At 38.3% G+C, this 18,397-nt stretch carries 17 protein-coding genes; 8 read left to right on the forward strand and 9 right to left on the reverse strand.

Annotation, left to right across the window (positions count from 1 at the left end; all coding sequences use genetic code 11):
- Positions 1-272: 272 nt before the first annotated feature.
- From B3P17_RS13510 to B3P17_RS13525, 4 genes are all read left to right on the forward strand, one after another.
- The gene (locus B3P17_RS13510) at positions 273-941 is read left to right on the forward strand and encodes a DUF2625 domain-containing protein (RefSeq protein WP_252637048.1); all 669 of its coding nucleotides are present in this window, start codon (positions 273-275) and stop codon (positions 939-941) included.
- A 24-nt stretch (positions 942-965) separates the two neighbouring features.
- Positions 966-2,348, forward strand: coding sequence for a nucleobase:cation symporter-2 family protein (locus tag B3P17_RS13515; protein ID WP_252637049.1), 1,383 nt, complete (start codon positions 966-968; stop codon positions 2,346-2,348).
- A gap of 11 nt (positions 2,349-2,359) precedes the next feature.
- Complete coding sequence (gene xpt / locus B3P17_RS13520; protein WP_135106583.1) at positions 2,360-2,929, forward strand: xanthine phosphoribosyltransferase; 570 nt, start codon at positions 2,360-2,362, stop codon at positions 2,927-2,929.
- An 84-nt stretch (positions 2,930-3,013) separates the two neighbouring features.
- Positions 3,014-3,718, forward strand: a complete 705-nt coding sequence (locus B3P17_RS13525) for a 16S rRNA (uracil(1498)-N(3))-methyltransferase (RefSeq protein ID WP_291105870.1) — start codon at positions 3,014-3,016, stop codon at positions 3,716-3,718.
- A gap of 3 nt (positions 3,719-3,721) precedes the next feature.
- On the opposite strand, the gene B3P17_RS13530 is transcribed toward B3P17_RS13525, so the two are convergent.
- Genes B3P17_RS13530 through B3P17_RS13550 form a run of 5 tightly spaced genes read right to left on the reverse strand, consistent with a single transcriptional unit; the run spans position 3,722 to position 7,902 of the window.
- Complete coding sequence (locus tag B3P17_RS13530) at positions 3,722-4,363, reverse strand: DUF3256 family protein (RefSeq protein ID WP_252637053.1); 642 nt, start codon at positions 4,361-4,363, stop codon at positions 3,722-3,724.
- Between the two features lie 11 nt (positions 4,364-4,374).
- Complete coding sequence (locus B3P17_RS13535; protein WP_252637054.1) at positions 4,375-5,274, reverse strand: EamA family transporter; 900 nt, start codon at positions 5,272-5,274, stop codon at positions 4,375-4,377.
- An 18-nt stretch (positions 5,275-5,292) separates the two neighbouring features.
- Positions 5,293-6,462, reverse strand: coding sequence for a Na+/H+ antiporter NhaA (nhaA, locus tag B3P17_RS13540; RefSeq protein WP_252637055.1), 1,170 nt, complete (start codon positions 6,460-6,462; stop codon positions 5,293-5,295).
- Positions 6,459-7,211 carry a tRNA pseudouridine(38-40) synthase TruA gene (truA, locus tag B3P17_RS13545; RefSeq protein ID WP_252637056.1) on the reverse strand — a complete coding sequence of 251 codons (753 nt, stop codon included), beginning with the start codon at positions 7,209-7,211 and terminating at the stop codon, positions 6,459-6,461. Before truA ends, nhaA begins: the two co-directional genes overlap by 4 nt.
- A gap of 34 nt (positions 7,212-7,245) precedes the next feature.
- Entirely contained in the window at positions 7,246-7,902 is a 657-nt protein-coding gene (locus tag B3P17_RS13550; protein ID WP_006841542.1) for a DUF5715 family protein, read from the reverse strand.
- A 127-nt stretch (positions 7,903-8,029) separates the two neighbouring features.
- Between B3P17_RS13550 and B3P17_RS13555 the strand changes: the two genes are divergently transcribed.
- The 3 genes from B3P17_RS13555 (at position 8,030) to fabG (ending at position 10,411) form a co-directional block, all read left to right on the forward strand.
- On the forward strand, positions 8,030-8,821 hold the full coding sequence (locus B3P17_RS13555) for a TrmH family RNA methyltransferase (protein WP_252637058.1): 792 nt from the start codon (positions 8,030-8,032) through the stop codon (positions 8,819-8,821).
- 218 nt (positions 8,822-9,039) lie between these two features.
- Positions 9,040-9,633: a TetR/AcrR family transcriptional regulator gene (locus B3P17_RS13560; protein ID WP_135106597.1), complete on the forward strand. Its 594-nt coding sequence runs from the start codon at positions 9,040-9,042 to the stop codon at positions 9,631-9,633.
- A gap of 37 nt (positions 9,634-9,670) precedes the next feature.
- Positions 9,671-10,411 carry a 3-oxoacyl-[acyl-carrier-protein] reductase gene (gene fabG / locus B3P17_RS13565; RefSeq protein ID WP_252637060.1) on the forward strand — a complete coding sequence of 247 codons (741 nt, stop codon included), beginning with the start codon at positions 9,671-9,673 and terminating at the stop codon, positions 10,409-10,411.
- Positions 10,412-10,492: 81 nt separating this feature from the next.
- Here the strand turns inward: fabG and B3P17_RS13570 are convergent, their stop codons facing one another.
- The 4 genes from B3P17_RS13570 to B3P17_RS13585 form a co-directional block, all read right to left on the reverse strand.
- A complete protein-coding gene (locus B3P17_RS13570) occupies positions 10,493-10,993 on the reverse strand; it encodes a hypothetical protein (protein ID WP_252637061.1) in 501 nt (166 codons plus the stop codon).
- Positions 10,994-11,217: 224 nt separating this feature from the next.
- Entirely contained in the window at positions 11,218-12,585 is a 1,368-nt protein-coding gene (hemN, locus tag B3P17_RS13575; protein ID WP_252637062.1) for an oxygen-independent coproporphyrinogen III oxidase, read from the reverse strand.
- Positions 12,563-13,807 carry an MFS transporter gene (locus B3P17_RS13580; RefSeq protein ID WP_252637065.1) on the reverse strand — a complete coding sequence of 415 codons (1,245 nt, stop codon included), beginning with the start codon at positions 13,805-13,807 and terminating at the stop codon, positions 12,563-12,565. Before B3P17_RS13580 ends, hemN begins: the two co-directional genes overlap by 23 nt.
- Before the next feature lies 1 nt (position 13,808).
- The gene (locus tag B3P17_RS13585; protein ID WP_252637067.1) at positions 13,809-15,905 is read right to left on the reverse strand and encodes a TonB-dependent receptor; all 2,097 of its coding nucleotides are present in this window, start codon (positions 15,903-15,905) and stop codon (positions 13,809-13,811) included.
- A gap of 289 nt (positions 15,906-16,194) precedes the next feature.
- On the opposite strand from B3P17_RS13585, the gene pnp reads away from it, so the two are divergent.
- A complete protein-coding gene (gene pnp / locus B3P17_RS13590; RefSeq protein WP_291105878.1) occupies positions 16,195-18,366 on the forward strand; it encodes a polyribonucleotide nucleotidyltransferase in 2,172 nt (723 codons plus the stop codon).
- Positions 18,367-18,397: the final 31 nt, after the last annotated feature.

The raw sequence follows: 18,397 nt of genomic DNA on the forward strand, positions 1-18,397 counted from the left end.
AATTTAATAAAAATTGTCAGAACTTGGACATTCTTTTTTTGTTGAATGGGATTTTTAATACTGCAAACAGCTGCTATTTTGTATTCTTTTATAATTGATTAGGTTGACTCTTTGTTCTTATAATCAATTGTTTAAATGTATCTTTGGTAGTGTGTCCGGATATATTCTATTATTCTTTCATTAATTATTTAGAGAATATCTATAAATATACTACTTTTGCACCTTAAATTAAAAATGAGGTAAACGACGTTTTACCATCAGTATATGTGCCAATGCGTACGCTACAAGAGCTTGTAAACACGGAAGACCCGGGTTGGCCGATTGTAAAAAAATGGATTGATCAGGCCAAAAACAAGGTGGAAATTCTGCCTTGCGAGCGTCAACGAGCCGAAAAAAGTCTGATACACACACAAGTTACCACACGCTCTCTGATGGGAGCAATTATCTACGAAACAGGCGGGCTATTAATCGACAATGGATGGATTCGTATTCTTGGATCAGGTAGTGATCGTATGAAAAGAACTCTTCCCGACTGGAATATGGGTAAATCTTTTTCTGAATTTGGAGAACCTGCTCCATATTTATTGGTTGCAGACGATGCTATCGGTGGGTTTTATGCAATTAACGGAGGTTTTTTTGGAGAAGACACCGGAAACCTGTACTACTTTGCTCCCGATATGCTTCAATGGATTCCTTTGGAAATGGAATATAGCCAGTTTCTTTTATTCTGCTTCGAGACAGATATGGATGAATTTTATCCCGGTATGAGGTGGGATGGCTGGCAACAGGATGTAATGCATCTGCGCCCTGACTATGCATATAGTTTTTTCCCTTTTTTGTGGACTGAAGAAGCTAAAGATATCAATACTATAGAAAAAAATGCTATTCCAATTGAAGAAGTATATAGCTTCAATATGGAATCGATGAATATAAAAGGTTAATAATCAAAAAAGAAGGAGGCTCAAATGGAAATGACAGAAAATGAGGTTGATAAATTTATCCAACCGATTCGCAAAACAGATCTTATTTATCAGATAGAAGATAATCCTCCATTTAAAGAGGCTGTCTTTGCCGGTCTACAGCACCTTTTGGCTATATTTATAGCTATCATAACCCCTCCGCTGATTATTTCTCAAGCTTTAAATTTTACTGTCGAAACAACAGGATTTCTTGTTTCTATGGCTTTATTGGCATCGGGTATATCTACATTTGTGCAATGCCGTAAGTTTGGCCCTGTAGGTTGTGGACTGCTTTGTATACAAGGAACAAGTTTCTCCTTCATTGGTGCGCTTACCGCTAGTTTTGCCGCCAAAGGTGATATGGGCGAAGCTGCTATACTTGCCGCTATATTCGGAGTATGTATCGCCGCGTCACCTGTGGAAATGATAGTTAGCCGATTACTTAAATATACAAAAAAGATTATCACTCCCCTAGTTTCAGGTATAGTGGTTACAATGATAGGACTCTCTCTTATAAAAGTAGCGATTATTTCTTGTGGAGGAGGTTTCAATGCTATGAGTGTTGAGGGTGCAAGATCATTTGGCAGTATGCAGAACTTAGGTTTGGCAGCTCTTGTTCTTGTTTCTATACTTGTATTGAACAGTATAAGAAATAAATATATCCGGATGAGCTCTATTATCATCGGTATTATAATAGGCTATGTGACTGCTTATTTTATGGGCTGGGTAGATTTCTCTAAGATGGGAGCGATAGGGGCAATAACAATTCCTCAGCCGTTTAAGTACGGTTTGGGCTTTGACCTGTCGGCATTCATCGCCGTTGCTCTTATCTACTTTATAACTTCGATAGAAGCTTATGGTGATATTACAGCCAACTCGATGATTGGTGGAGAACCTATTGAAGGTCCTAAATTTATGAAACGTGTACAAGGAGGCGTATTGGCCGATGGTATAAATTCTGCTTTGGCAGGGGTGCTCAACTCTTTCCCGAATTCAATATTTGCTCAAAATAATGGTTTGATACAGTTGACAGGTGTTGCCAGTCGTCGTGTAGGTTATTATATTGCCGCATTTCTGGTTATTCTGAGTGCTTTCCCTTTTGTTGGAGGTATATTCTCTATTATGCCTGAGCCTGTATTGGGTGGGGCTACGCTTTTGATGTTCGGTACAGTAGCTGCATCAGGTGTGCGTATTATTGCTTCTCAGGATATCGACAGAAAAGCAATACTCGTACTTGCAGTAAGCTTTGCATGTGGGCTGGGAGTTGAACTAGTCCCTAATATTCTTTCGCAGATGCCTGCTACCATAAGCGGTATTTTCTCGTCCGGTATTACTACAGGAGGTGTCGTTGCTATAATCGCTAATGTTGTTATCCGTATTAAGGAATAAAAAATATTACAATGAAATTACTTAAAGATCGTATTCTAAAAGACGGAAAAAGTTTTGAAGGGGGAATCCTTAAAGTAGATAGTTTTATCAATCATCAGATGGATCCTATCCTGATGAAATCGATAGGCGTTGAATTTGTTCGTCGTTTTGGGAATATGCCTATCAACAAAGTTGTTACAATTGAAGCCAGTGGTATTGCTCCGGCTATTATGTTGGGATACTTACTCGAGCTGCCTGTTGTTTTCGTAAAGAAGGCCGTACCTAAAACAATGGTGAATATGTTGTCTACTACAGTATATTCTTTTACAAAAGACAAGGAATATACCGTATCGGTCAGTGGTGATTTTCTTACAAAGGACGATAAGGTGGTATTTATTGATGACTTTCTTGCAAACGGAAATGCTGCGGTAGGTGTATATGATATTATTAAGCAGTCGGGCGCTGAACTATACGGTATGGGCTTTATCATCGAGAAAAGCTTTCAGGACGGTGGACGACGCTTGCGCGAGCTGGGGATTCATGTAGAGTCGTTAGCTAAAATAAAAGAATTAGGAGCGAATAAAATTATTTTTGAAGAATAGAAGTAAGTGATTTAAACATTTTGGTAGTGTCCTCTTTATGAAGAAGTATGTATCTTTGTAAAGAGGATCTGATTTTTAAGAAGAATGGATAAGACAATTTTTTATACACCCGATATATTGAGTAATCCCGAATTACCTCTCGAGGAAGCGCAACATTGTATAAAGGTACTGCGTAAAAAGGAGGGGGATGAGATTCTTTTAACAGACGGGAAAGGGAGCTTTTATGATGCTGAAATCATACAGGCTAACCCTAAACATTGTCACGTAAATATCCTGAAAACAATAGTACAGCACAAAAACTGGGACTGTAATATTCATATTGCTTTTGCCCCTACAAAAAATATAGATCGCATTGAATGGCTTGCCGAGAAGGCAACAGAAATAGGTGTAGATCGATTTTCTCCGCTTCTATGTCACCATTCGGAGCGCAGAGAAATAAAGCTTCAGCGAATTGAGAAAATTCTCGTTTCGGCAATGAAGCAATCGCAGAAAGCAATCCTTCCTCAATTGGATGAAATGCAATCTTTTTCGAAGTTTGTTAAACAAGATTTTGAAGGTCAAAAATTTATCGCTCATTGCTACCCCTCTGAAAAGAAATCGTTGAAGGATGCTTATAAATTAGGGGAAAATGTTCTGATCTTGATTGGCCCTGAAGGCGATTTTTCGGAGCAGGAAGTAGAAGAGGCAATAAAAAATGGCTTTCAACCTATTACTTTAGGGGAAAGCCGCTTGCGTACCGAGACAGCCGCATTAGCAGCATGTCATTCTATCCATGTGCTAAACTGGTAGCTCTTATTCGGGCTTGAAAGAGAGCTTATCCCATGTATACCGTTTAGGATTTTCGATGAGGAAAGGCTCTATCATTTTGTAATCTTCGCCGGTAAGATAATTCTCTATATCGTAACTTATTTCTAACGATGTGCTGTCGGGCGAAAGATCAATTGTTATCGGATTCATATCCAGTGCAGCATAAGCGTTGCGAAACTCCTGGCTATTCTTGTCTGTATTTGCTATAATGAAAGTATCCTTGTTTATCTTCGGAAACAGATCATTTTGAGGTATTGGAAACCATTGTGTAGTATAAAATTGTATTTGGCTATCGCACGCTTTTCCACAAACAGTCTTTACAACGCAAATTATTTTCGACTCGTTTATCAAAGGCAAAAGCTTTATCTGAACTGTTCCGGCCTCGGAAGTTTGCAGAGATATGTAATCAGAAGAAATACTAATTCTTTCTACTTCTCCAAAAGAACCCCTTGGAGCTGTAATGCCTGTAGTATCATTCGGATTGGAAAGTAGTTTTTCTTTTCCGGCTGCATCTAGTCCTGTAATCATGTTTTCGGGCATAGCAAGAAAAATTGTTTTCAGATCCTGAGCCGAAACTCGGGAAACAATACTGAATATGATAATAATTGCAAGTATAAACTTTCTCATTTTGTATCGAATTATTTTGTCCCCAAATATAGGAAAAACATTGCTATGATTATTAAAACAAGGTCTATCGCTTTTCCTTTTAAGTTTTTTTCATGGAATAAGAGTACTCCTCCGGCAAAAGAAACAAGCACGCTGCTGCGCCTTACCATAGATACGATTGAGATCATTGCATCCGGGTCTGTAAGGGCATAGAAGTACACAAAGTCCGCTATTGTAAGGAAAACAGAAACCAGAATAATACTCCATTTCCATCTGAAGGGAGTATTATTCTTCCTTTTAGGATACCATAGTACAACCATCACGATCAGCATCAGTAGACATTGGTACGAGTTGAACCAGAACTGAACTGCGGTAGAACTGAATTTCTGCATCAGAAATTTATCGTATAGTCCGCTTGCTGCACCGGCTATAGCAGCCAGAATCATAAAGAGTATCCATTTGTTTTTGTGAAAGCTAATTCCCTCTTTTTTGCCCGAAAGGGATAACAGGAAGAATGAAATAATAGTGATAATCACTCCTATCCATTGATATAAATTGAGCCTCTCACCAAATATCAGCAATGCTCCCACCAGAGTCATAACGGGGCGTGTAGCGTTTATGGGTCCTGTAATTGTCAGTGGAAGGTGTTTTATAGCGAAATAGCCGAATATCCATGATGTAAGTACAATAATTGATTTTACAAAAATATATCCGTGAGTTTCTATCGAAACAGAGGGCACATATCCGATTGTCCCGTACAGAGAATCGGGTGATATCTTTGATATAACCACCAATGGAAGTAACAGTAAGGAACAAAAAAGAGTATTAAGAAATAATACGGGGATTACAGCATTTCCATCTACTGATTTTTTTTTACAAATATCATAGCATCCAAGAAAGAACGCTGAAACAAAGGCGAGAGCTAGCCACATTTATTTAAATCTTATTATCTACGAAATTCGTTCTCTTTCTTTTTTCATCACGAAGTTTAGCCATGTATAGCCGATAATACCTGAAGCCAACGACGCCAGCAGTATCATCAATTTTGATTCGTTGATATAATGTATATCATCGAAGGCAAGCAGGGTAATGAAAATGGACATTGTAAATCCGATTCCTCCAAGCATGCCGGCACCCAATAGCCCCTTCCAATTGATTCCTCTTGGCAAGGCACAAATACCTGTTTTCACAAAGATAAAACTAAAGAGAGTGATTCCGATTGGTTTTCCTACAATGAGCCCTAGCAGGATACCCTGTGCGAAAGGTTCACCTATCGACTGATCCCAGTTTCCTTCTATTATCATTGCTGTATTGGCCAAAGCAAACAAAGGTAATACTCCGAAAGCTATAGGGTAGTGCAAAAAGTGTTGCCAACGATTCGACATGCATTTCTTTTCCCTTTTCTTGAAAGGGATCGTGATCGCTAATAATACACCGGCGATAGTGGCATGTACTCCCGAGTTGAGCATAAAATACCACATGATGATCCCCCCGACAATGTAAGGGATCATATTATTGACATGGAATTTTTTATTCAGCAATAATAAAAGAACAAATATTCCTAAAGCCATCAGCAAGCTAACCCACGACAGCGAGGATGTATAAAATATGGCAATTACGATAATTGCTCCCAGATCGTCAATTACAGCCAGAGCCGTAAGGAACACTTTCAAGGAAGTAGGCACACGATTACCCAACAGGGATAAAATACCCAATGCAAAAGCAATGTCCGTAGCCATAGGAATACCAAAACCCGATAGGGTAGGTGTCCCGTGGTTGAGAAACATATAAATACCTGCCGGTACTAACATGCCGCCTAATGCGCCGGATATCGGAAGCATCGCACGTTTTATATTAGACAGTTCTCCTTCATATATTTCCTGTATAAGTTCAAGTCCTACCAATAGGAAGAATACCGCCATCAAACCATCGTTTATCCATTCGGCAACGCTATGGCTTCCTACTCCAAATTCCCAGATGCCTCTGTATTGTTCTCCAATCCATGATGAGTTTGCCAAAAGTATGGAGACGATTGTGCAAACGATAAGCACAAGTCCTCCTGACTTTTCACTTTCCATGAACCCTCTTAATGTCCTGCCGCTAAGAATATTTATTCTCATTGTATAAAAATGTCATTATTGTATTCTATTTCTTCTAAAAAAAGAGCATGCCCCGGAACGGATATTCCGGCTTCACATCTGTTTTTAGCTTCTATAATCCTTCGCATTTCTCCCGAACCGATCTTCCCTTTTCCTGCTTCCAGCAATGTGCCTACTATGGAGCGTACCATATTGCGCAGGAAGCGATTTGCCTTGATGGTGAAGATGTAATCATTGCCTTTTTTCTCCCATTGTGCAGCTAGAATGGTACAATTATTCGTCTTTACATCGGTATGCAACTTGCTAAAACTCGTAAAATCCTCATATTCGAATAAGATATCAGCACATGCATTCATCTTATCTATATCAAGATTTCCATGTACTTTATATTTCAAATGATGCAAGAAAGGATCTTTTTCTGTAGTGATATAATACCTGTATAGTCTGCTTGTTGCATCAAAACGTGCGTGAGCATCGGGTTTTACTTCTACAATATTATATATCGAAATATCTTTAGGGAGTATGCTATTTAGTTTTTTTGCAAGAAGGGGCAAATCAAGATTTGCAGTCTCATAGTCAAAATGTGCTGCCATCATTCGCGCATGTACACCCGCATCGGTACGCCCTGCACCCACTATTGTTGTCGGAGTACGCAGTAACGTTGTGAGAGCCTTCTCTATGGTTTCTTGTACCGATACACCATTCGGCTGTATCTGCCAACCACAGTAATTCTCTCCATTGTATGCAAGGTATATAAAGTAGCGTCTCATATTTTTAGCAGTCGGCTAATTGCTTATTTAAAAATTATCTTACCGTGATATGAAAGCAAGATTGCTTTCTCTCATGTTTGATATAACACCTGTCGCGTTCATGCAGATCGTGCAAAACCTGACCCAATATGGCTTTTAGTCTGCCGTCGTCCAAAACCCGACTGTCTGTTGGGTTCACTTTGTCAAATCGTGTCCACGCTATATCTATTGTTGTTCCATAACGGTGTGCAGAATTATCACTTGCATTTCTATTTCTTCTACTTAGCCCTTTTACATCATCATTGGTGCGTGTTATGCTCGTAATGATCGGCTTATAAAGCGGCATTTTTTTACTAATTAATGAGTCTCTGAAGTTGATACAGATTTCGGATAGTAAATTTGCTGCTTTAGGAACTAGAAAAGGCATTGAGTGTGTAAGCTTATCAACACGGTAGATATCCAGTTCTATCGGGATACGTACAAGCTTGTCTTGATATAATGCCGTATCTGCTCTTGTCTCCAAAGGCCCAACGCCGTTTGCTTCGGCAGCCTCTATGTGTAAGTCGGGTAAATCGTTGAATGTGAGATTGTAATTCCCGTTGAAACGAGTATATTTCTTTGGCTCGGTTGGAACCTCTTCTTTATTTTTTCCTTTTGTGCTGCAACTTATTAAGAATAGAATACCAACGGAAAGCATCCAGATATATCTCATAAAATAATTATCGTTTAGAGTTGTATATATAAATTGATTGTCTAATAAAGCTTACAAAGGTATAAAATAACAGGATTTTGTCGGTAATTAATTCTTATTTTTGCATTATGATAACAATTAGGATATAATGGAAAAAATTGTCAGCCTGCAAAATTCGAGGATAAAAAATATTGTAAAACTTTCGAAAGCAAAAGAACGAAGAGAGCAAAATTTATTTATAATAGAAGGAGCTAGAGAATTAAATCTTGCTCTGATGGCGGGCTATGAGGTAGACTCGGTGTTTGTATGTCCCGAATTGTTTGTGAAAACAGATTATCCCGATGTTCTTGAATCTATATCTGACAATAAAAAATTTGAAGTTTCGGAAGCCGTTTTCGAAAAAATTGCCTATCGTGAAGGTTCTGACGGGCTGTTAACTTTGGCTAAACCCAAAGGACATACGTTGGCAGACCTTAAAATTTCAGATAACCCATTTCTTATTATACTCGAATCTGTAGAAAAACCTGGTAATTTAGGAGCTGTTTTACGTACGGCCGATGCAGCGCAAGCCGATGCAGTAATTGTTTGCGATCCAGCTACTGATATCTATAATCCGAATGCAATACGCTCTAGCGTAGGATGTGTTTTTACTGTGCAGACAGCCGTTTGTACATCTCAGGAAGCATTGAGCTATTTGAAAAACAGAAATATAAAAGCGTATGCTGCTGAACTAAACGCTTCGCAATGGTATCAGGATACTGATTTTACTAAACCCTCCGCTGTCGTCATGGGTACAGAAGCCGATGGTCTGACTCACTTTTGGCTCGATAATGCCGACCATCGTGTAAAAATTCCGATGAGGGGCAAGATCGATTCGCTCAATGTATCTGTTTCTACTGCCATCCTAACGTTCGAGGCGATGAGACAGAGAGGTTTTTAACCCTCCGGAACCTCCCATAATGACTTGTTTATTTTGATTATATTAAGCATTTGCTATTGATATATACGTAGTTGACAGGATAAAAAGCATGAGTGGCCTTATATTTATTCTGTATGTATAAAATTCCTAAAAGTGATAAAACCAAAGGAAAATCTTATGTATTCAATATTTTTATGCTAAATTTGCACACTTGTAATATTTGTGTGCAAATTTAGTTTATGGCCATAAACAAAACCCGAAATATCCTGATAGATGTAGCTCGTCAGCTATTTGCAAGGTTGGGGGTGGAAAATACCACCATGAATGATATTGCAGTAGCTTCGCACAAAGGGCGGAGGACACTATATACATATTTCAATAATAAGAATGAGGTGTATCAGGCGGTTCTGGAGACGGAGCTCGATCAGATGTTCCATGCTTTGCAGACTGTAGCAAATAAGAATCTTCCTGCAGACGAGAAACTTCTTTTGTTTTTTTATACGCGATTTGATGCAGTGAAAAATGTTGTGGCAAGGAATGGTACATTGAAAGCTGATTTCTTCCGTGATATCTGGCGTGTCCAAAATGTCAGGAAATCGTTTGATAGAAAAGAAATTCAGGTACTGAAAGATATTCTGAACAAAGGAGTAGAAGAGGGTACTTTCGAGATGCCCGACACTCAAGCTACAGCGGAAATACTTCACCATGCGCTCAAAGGATTGGAAGTGCCTTACATCAGAGGGCAGATTAGAGCAGAGAGCCTGCAAACCGAATCGCAAAGAGAAAATATTGCTTACCTTATATTTGAGGGAATAAAAAAGAAGAAAAAGTAGATTGTAAACTATATAAATTTAATTTATACTTTAAATTATGAAATTACTAGAAGGTAAAACCGCTATTATTACAGGTGCAGCTCGTGGTATAGGTAAAGCCATCGCACTTAAATTTGCAGAGCAGGGAGCAAATATTGCATTTACTGACTTAGCTATAGATGACAACGCAAAAGCGACTGAAGCAGAAATTGCCAAGTTTGGAGTGAAAGCAAAAGGATATGCATCTAATGCTGCAAATTTTGAAGACACTCATAAAGTGGTAGAAGAAATTGCAAAAGACTTCGGACAGATAGATATTCTTGTAAATAATGCAGGGATTACCCGTGACGGACTGATGATGCGTATGACTGAACAGCAATGGGACATGGTAATCAATATAAATTTAAAGTCTGCGTTCAACTTTATCCATGCACTTACTCCGATCTTTATGAAGCAAAAGAGCGGAAATGTCATAAATATGAGTTCCGTAGTTGGTCTTAACGGTAATGCCGGACAAGCTAACTATTCTGCATCTAAAGCAGGGATGATTGGTTTGGCTAAATCTGTAGCAAAAGAACTGGGTTCGAGAAATGTTCGTGCGAACTGTATTTGTCCCGGATTCATCATTACAGAAATGACCGGAGTATTGTCTGAAGATGTAAAGAAAAAATGGGCAGAACAAATTCCGTTACGTCGTGGAGGAACACCTGAGGATGTAGCTAATGTTGCTGTATTCCTTGCATCGGATTTGTCTGCTTATGTTACAGGAGAAGTTATTCCTGTTACAGGAGGTATGTAAAAACATATTGTATCAAAATAGAAACGGCTTCAAATTATATTGAAGCCGTTTTTTATTATTATGTTGTCGAATGATTCGTTTTTATTTTATTTCTTCAACGACAGAGCTACTTTCCATATTTCTAAAAAATACACCGGTCCATTTTCCATGTATGTCTTTGTAATCAAAAGAATTATCCTCTGCCACTAGACGAATACGATATGTGGCTGTTATTTTATTCTGATATATCGTCACATTAGTAGTTAACTTGCTATGTGGTGGTAATGTTGTAGATTCTTTAACCTTCGTGGAAGGTTCTAGCTCTACTTTTTCTCCAATGCGTAGCGGAGCTTCTTTACCTGAATAATAAACATAATCAGAAGATAAGAGACTGATCTCAGATGGTATAGAGACAGTATAATCTTCACCCATTAATTGGGTTAATAGTTCTGCATCCTCTGAGTTATGAAAATGGGAATAGTCCTTAATATAATCTTCTGATTTATTTGTTATTATAGCTGGTTCGTCTACGTTGTTATGGATAGAGATGCTTCTATGGTCTTCTATTACCTCTTGTTTATCTCCCTCCTCTAACTTCCACATAATAGAATGAAATGTGTATGTTTTATTTTCTTCTGGTAATTCTTTATCATTACTGCAGGATATAAAAAGACAGGACATAAAGACGAAAAGAAGTAATATTTGCGAGTAAGCTTTCATAGTATTAATGTTAATTTTTAATCTATTTGTTAAAGATATACATTATTAATTAATTAAACCATGCTTGAAAGATCTTTTTCTTTAATAAACCATTACCCAAAAATTGATTATACCGATTTGGAATAACGTTTCTCGTTATTTACCATCAGTTTATCCAACGAAGCAGCAACATTGCGGACAAAGGGTGCAGCCTCCGGCAATACAGTAATGTAATCTTCCGAAAATTCGATAATTCCATCTTTTTGAAAATCAAAGAGCTGCTCTTTGTTATAGTTTAGTGCATTTCTTACTTCCTTTTCAGACATATTCATTCGGTTCGCTATATCCGACCAACTTACTGTATAGTTGCACATTAGTGAAGCTATTACTTCACGGGTAATTTGCTCTTCCTTATTCAGTATATACCCTTTAGTTATGGGATACTTACCCTCATTTACGGATGATATATATGTGTTCAGATCTTTTGCATTTTGGCTGTAAGCTGTAGATAATTGACTGATCCCGGTATTTCCGAATGCATAAACCTGACCTGTGGTGTGTCGGGTACAGTATCCTTGAAAGTTGCGATGCAGTGATTTTGTTTGTAAAGCTTCGTAGAGCTCGTCATTTGCTAATACAAAGTGGTCGAGCCCTATCGTTTTATATCCAGCATCGATTAGCAATTTCTTAGCTGTTTCGTATATTTCGTTTTTTGTAGAAACTGATGGCAAGCCAATCTTTTCGAGATTTTTTTGCAACTCATTTACCCAAGGAACATGGGCGTAAGAAAAAGTGACGATCCTGTCCGGCTTCAAAGATATTGCCTTGTTAATAGTTTCAGCAAAAGATTCAGTAGTTTGTAGAGGCAGTCCGTATATAAAATCCATATTTACAGATATACCTTTGCTCCTGAGTATGTGTATTATATCCTCTATCACCATTCGTGATGGTTTACGGGCGGAAGCCTTTAAAACCTCTTCGTTAAAATCTTGAATGCCAATGCTTATTCGATTGAATCCTGCATCAATCAGATCATTCCAATAGTTTTCATCCAGATATCCGGGATGACACTCTATTGCAATTTCCGGATTTTCGATGCATTCAAACTCGGATAAGATTATCCGGTTGATTTCTTTTAGTACAGAGACAGGTTGTGACGTGGGTGTTCCTCCTCCATAGTGTATTTGTGATATTTTACGGCTATGGTCGAGTAGGGGAAGCACCATCCGTATCTCCTTTTTCAAGGCTTCTATATACTCTTTTACCACATTTTTGTCTTTGAGTAGCTGTGAATTGCAGCCGCAATAATAGCACATGTGATAGCAAAAAGGGATATGTATATAGATGGATATATGCTGAGGATTTTGTTCATTCGATTCGATAATAGCTTCCTTATATGAATCGGCAGTAAATGATTCATTAAAAAAGTTAGCCGGAGGGTAGCTTGTATATCTTGGAACAGGGATGCTATATTTATTCAGTAATTCTTGTTTCATTTTGTTCTTTCGGTGCTTTAAGTTTGAATGCAAATAAGATAAATGCCAGAGATATGGCTGCAATACACATTTCCACAACAAAGAGTCCCTTGTATGTTATCATTGCTGCTATTTTACCGGAGCTTACACCCATAATAATTCCGCTTAGGTGTGTAATCACAGTTTGTATTGTGAAGTCTGTCCCTTCGAACCCGGGACGCACACAGTCCATAGCTGTGGTATATACAACAATGACCGCCATACCATAACTTGCCCAAAGTAGAGAGATGCCCAAATGCAGAGTTGCTATATTTACTGGAAGAGCAGATACTAACAGGCAGAAGTAGATAGTAGTTATCAATGTGAAAACGGCAAACAATATTCGAGCGGAATGTCTGCCTATTTTTCGAACGATAAAACCACCTCCAAAAGAAGCAAGGCAGCCAATAGATGTGCCTACAATCCCCGACATGACGCCTATTTCTTTCATGTTGTAGCCATAGTCTACCAGCATAGGCTTCAGCATGGCTAACACACCAATAAGACCAGCATAATAGACAAATAGGAAAACAACTTGTTTCCAGATACCTTTTTGTTTGAAAAAGCCAAGAAGATCGTCCGGGGTTGGCTTTTTCTCTTGTTTTGCTTTTATGATTACTTGGTTATTTCCTCTCTTGAAAAATATTAGAGGAATTAGAGCTATAATAACAAATACAGCGAGGAATGGTAATAGATTTCCCCACCCGAATTTATGATAGAGTAACAGTAATATGCCGCCGCCAATCATAGCACCTGCAAAGTTTCCCATCGACTGCATACTGTTTGCAAGGCTTTTGTCCTTTTTACTAAAAGACAGAACAGCAAGTGAGTCGGTTGCAATATCTTGTGTGGCTGAAGCGATAAAAGATAATATTACAAGCCCAATAATAAGATAAGGTGTGGTTTGAAAATCGAGAAATGAGACAGCAAATATGATGGATGCATATATTAATTCTGAGGAGAAAATCCATCTTTTAAAATCACCTATTCTAAAAGTCGAACGGTCGACCGCAGGAGACCATAGGAATTTTAGTATCCAAGGGAGTTTTAGCAATTGGAGCATCCCTATACTCTCGAGCGAGAAGTTCTGTTGCCGCATAATTACAGGTATCACCGTAGAGAAGAAACTCATTGGTATCGATTGTGCGATGTACAGGCAAAAGAATGTAAATAGCTTTTCTCCTTTTTGAATGTTTATTCCCATATTAGAATTTAAGGTTCAGATTTAATCCACATGTGAAAGGCTTCCCTTTTTGTACAAAATTATTACCAGATGTTGCGAAGTAATATGCGATATAATCTTTAGATCCTATATTTTTAGCCCACAAATCTAGTGAAAATTGTTTTTTAACGAAAGAAACTTTCCCATTATACATTCCATAAAATGGTTGTTCTACATCGTTGGCATCATTCCAATATAATTTGCCTACTCCTGTATATTGAGCGTTAAGCACAACATTGTCGAGCCATCTCAGGTTTGTGTCTATGGTGTAATTTGCAGATATCGCCAATGTATGCTTAGGCACCATGAGCAAGTAATTATTATTATAATTTACCGTCTCACTTTCTTTATACTCTTTGTATTTAGCATGCGTATAGCCATAGGCTATCTGGAAGTTTAGACTTCTCGAAGGGTTTATCTGAGTTGTCAATTCAAAGCCTTTGCTTTCCGATTTACCTGCATTGCGAGTTAAAAAACCTTGTCCTGTAGGTTTTACCTGTGAAATCTGTTGGTTGCTCCATCTAATATAAAAGAGGCTGAAATCTACGAAGAGCAGATTATCCAGAAAGCTTGATTTTGTTCCTAATTCATAAGACCAGCTATATTCAGGATCAAACGTACGGTCTTTATCTTCATCGGCCGTATTGTTAAAACCTCCTGTTTTATATCCTTTACTTACAGATAAATATGTCAATCCATCCTGACTGTACGCATATTGGATAGATGCTTTTGGTGTAATTTGAGAAAAATCGTCCTTAGCCTTTACTTCGGGATCGACAACAGGCTCTACATTCGGATTTGCAGTGATGCGTATCAATGAAGATTTTGTTTTCTCCCAGTCGTAGCGAATTCCAAGTGTCGCTGATAATCCCGGGATGAAAATATCATTCAAAGTAGACTGATGATATAGAGCAATTCCGTCGGTCGGATTGTTTACATTTTGGATTGCATGTTTTCCCGATGTGCGATAGTCAGTATCGTTTGTTTGGAAATAATTCTGGTGGAATCCAAATACTCCAAACTGCCATTTGTATTTGCTGTCTTCTTTTATTGATTTGATATTAAACTCCTGAGAGTACATTTGCTGACGATGATAGAAGTTTACGTAGTAAAGGTCTTTGGGCGAGAAGTCCTGATCGATACCTTGTTTCCCGTCATAAAACTGAAAAGAGGATTGCGAACTCAGTTTGAAATTGTCTGTTACATATTCTATATTCAACCCATTGTTAGACATATTACGACGGTAGAAACTTCGTTCATTATAATTTATATCTTCTATTTTACCCGTTTTCTTATCATAGATACGGTAAGGGTAACCATCCTGATCGGAATATTCATAAGCAAAAATAAGGTTCATCGTCAACCGTGGCATAATACGCCAACTTAGTCGGGCACGGGTAGAAACACCATCGATCGGGTCGGCTCGTTTTCCTGTGGTTTTATTCATAAAGTAGCCTCCCGAATGGGAATAATTACCAGATAAGGAATAGCCTATTTTATTATCTACATTTCCATAATGCGAAATTCCGGTCTGATAGGCATTGTAATTACCGGCAGAGAGATTCAAGTAAGTCCCTTTTGTCTTTAATGGGGATTTTGTGAAAACATTAATGATGCCCCCCATCGTATTCCTGCCATAGATAGTGCCTTGTGGTCCTCGCAGAACTTCAATGCGGTCTACATCGCTAATGTTCATATCAAAAGTTGAGCGGTCGAAATACGGTACTCCATCTACATATAGCCCTACAGAAGGGGTGTTTTTTGCAGCTCCTATTCCTCGTATAAAGACAGGGCAATACATTTTAGAGCCATAGTCTACCATGAATAGATTGGGTACAAAAGCCGTCACCTCTTTTATGTTGGTTATATTGTTTTCTTTAATAATACTTTCAGATAGAACGGATGCTGAGACAGGTTGTATCGATAAATCACTGTTTTGCTTAAATGATTCTATTACAACCTCTTTTGCTGTATATTTCATTTTGATAGTATCATTGTCAATGACAATATCATCAGCATAAGTATTATTGATAATGGCACAGAATAAGAGGGTCAAAAAAAGAAAAGACTTTGATCTCATTATTTCTTAATGTGTTGATATTTATAGTTTTTAGTTGATGTGCAAATGTATGAAAACTTAAAGTAGTAGTCAATCACTAGATGTAGTGATATTTTTTATTATCAGCATAAGCCTAGAATATGAATATTGAACGTAAACGGGTGGTTAGATGAATGAAATTAACTAAAAGAAAACCTTGATATTATTATTGTATTTCGTCTTTCCCGATGGAGTTTTCGATCTCCATTCCCTTAATTTTCAAAAACTTTACTTACCTTTGTTTGATTTTAAGACGTTAAGAAAAAAATTTATGATTAATCCGATTACAAAGAGTATCGATTTAGGTGATGGAAGGACTATCACCATTGAAACCGGAAAATTGGCAAAACAGGCTGATGGGTCTGTAATGGTACGGATGGGTAATACGATGTTATTAGCCACTGTATGTGCCGCAAAAGATGCAAATCCGGGTGTTGATTTTATGCCTTTACAGGTAGAGTATAAAGAAAAATTTGCAGCATATGGCCGCTTCCCAGGAGGTTTTCAACGCCGAGAAGGACGTGCTTCAGATTACGAAATATTGGTTTGCCGCCTGGTAGACCGTGCCCTTCGTCCATTGTTTCCGGACGATTATCATGCGGAAGTATTTGTTAATGTGACTCTATTCTCTTCAGACGGTGAAGATATGCCTGATGCATTGGCCGGATTGGCAGCTTCGGCAGCTTTAGCTGTTTCAGATATACCGTTCAATGGTCCTATCTCAGAAGTGAGAGTAGCTCGTGTTGATGGACAATTCATTTTAAATCCAACATTTTCTCAATTAGCTAAAGCTGATATGGATATCATGGTAGGTGCTACTATTGATAACATTATGATGGTGGAAGGTGAAATGAAAGAAGTTTCGGAAGCAGAAATGCTAGAAGCTATCAAGTTTGCTCACGAAGCGATTAAAGTACAATGTCAGGCTCAGATTGAATTGATGGAGCTTGTTGGTACTACAAAAAAACGTGAATATAGCCACGAAACAAATGACGAAGACCTACGCAAAGATGTTTGGGAAAAATGTTATGATAAAGCTTTTGCTGTAGCAGCATCAGGAAATACAAACAAACATGAGCGTGTAGATAACTTCAAGGCTATAGAAGAAGAATATAAAGCGAACCTCACTGAAGAAGAGCTTGCCGAAAAAGGTGCATTGATTTCTCGTTACTACCATGATGTAGAAAAAGAAGCGATGCGTCGTTCTATCTTAGACGAAGGAAAACGTCTTGATGGTCGTACAACAACAGAGATACGTCCTATCTGGAGCGAAGTAGATTATCTTCCGGGAGCTCACGGATCGGCTGTTTTCACACGTGGTGAAACACAATCATTGACAACTGTAACATTAGGTACAAAGCTTGATGAGAAAATCATTGATGATGTATTGAACAATGGTAAGAAGAGATTCCTTCTACATTATAATTTCCCTCCGTTTTCAACAGGAGAAGCAAGACCACAACGTGGAGTAGGTCGTCGTGAAATCGGTCATGGAAATCTTGCACACCGTGCATTGAAACCGATGATCCCTTCCGATTATCCTTACGTTATACGTGTGGTATCAGATATATTAGAGTCGAACGGCTCTTCATCTATGGCTACAGTTTGTGCCGGTACATTGGCATTAATGGATGCAGGGGTGAAGATTAAAAAGCCGGTGACAGGTATAGCAATGGGACTTATCTCAGAGAAGAAAGGTACTAACTTTGCTGTACTTTCAGATATTTTGGGAGACGAAGATCATCTGGGAGACATGGACTTTAAGGTTTGTGGAACAAAAGATGGTATCACAGCTACTCAGATGGATATAAAAGTAGATGGACTTTCTTACGAAATTCTAGAGAAGGCATTGAACCAAGCTCGTGAAGGACGTTTGCATATTATGGGTAAAATCCTTGAGACATTACCTGAACCACGTGCCGACTTCAAAGAAAATGCTCCACGTATCGAAGTGCTAATTATCAGCAAAGAATTTATCGGAGCTGTAATAGGACCCGGTGGTAAAATTATTCAAGGTATTCAGGAAGAAACAGGAGCAACTGTTACTATCGAAGAAATTGATGGTTATGGACGCGTTGAAGTTTCAGCTACGAACAAGACTGCTATCGAAGCTGCAATGGCTAAGATTAGAGGAATTGTTGCTGTACCAGAAGTAGGAGAGGTATATACTGCAAAAGTACGTTCGGTAATGCCTTACGGTGCATTCTGTGAATTCCTTCCAGGAAAAGACGGATTGCTTCATATCTCTGAAATTTCGTGGGATCGTGTAGAAGACATGGAAAAAGTAGGATTGAAAGAAGGTGATAAGATTGAGGTGAAACTCATCGATATTGACCCTAAGACAGGTAAGTTTAAATTGTCTCGTAAGGTTCTTCTTCCTCGTCCTCCAAGACCAGAAAAGCCTGTACAGAAGGCAAACGGAGATGCTCCGGCAGAGGCTTAAGCGCATAAGAAATCTTATATATAATAAAAAC

Source organism: Dysgonomonas sp. UBA7630 (assembly GCF_002483985.1).
Classification (GTDB): Bacteria; Bacteroidota; Bacteroidia; order Bacteroidales; family Dysgonomonadaceae; genus Dysgonomonas.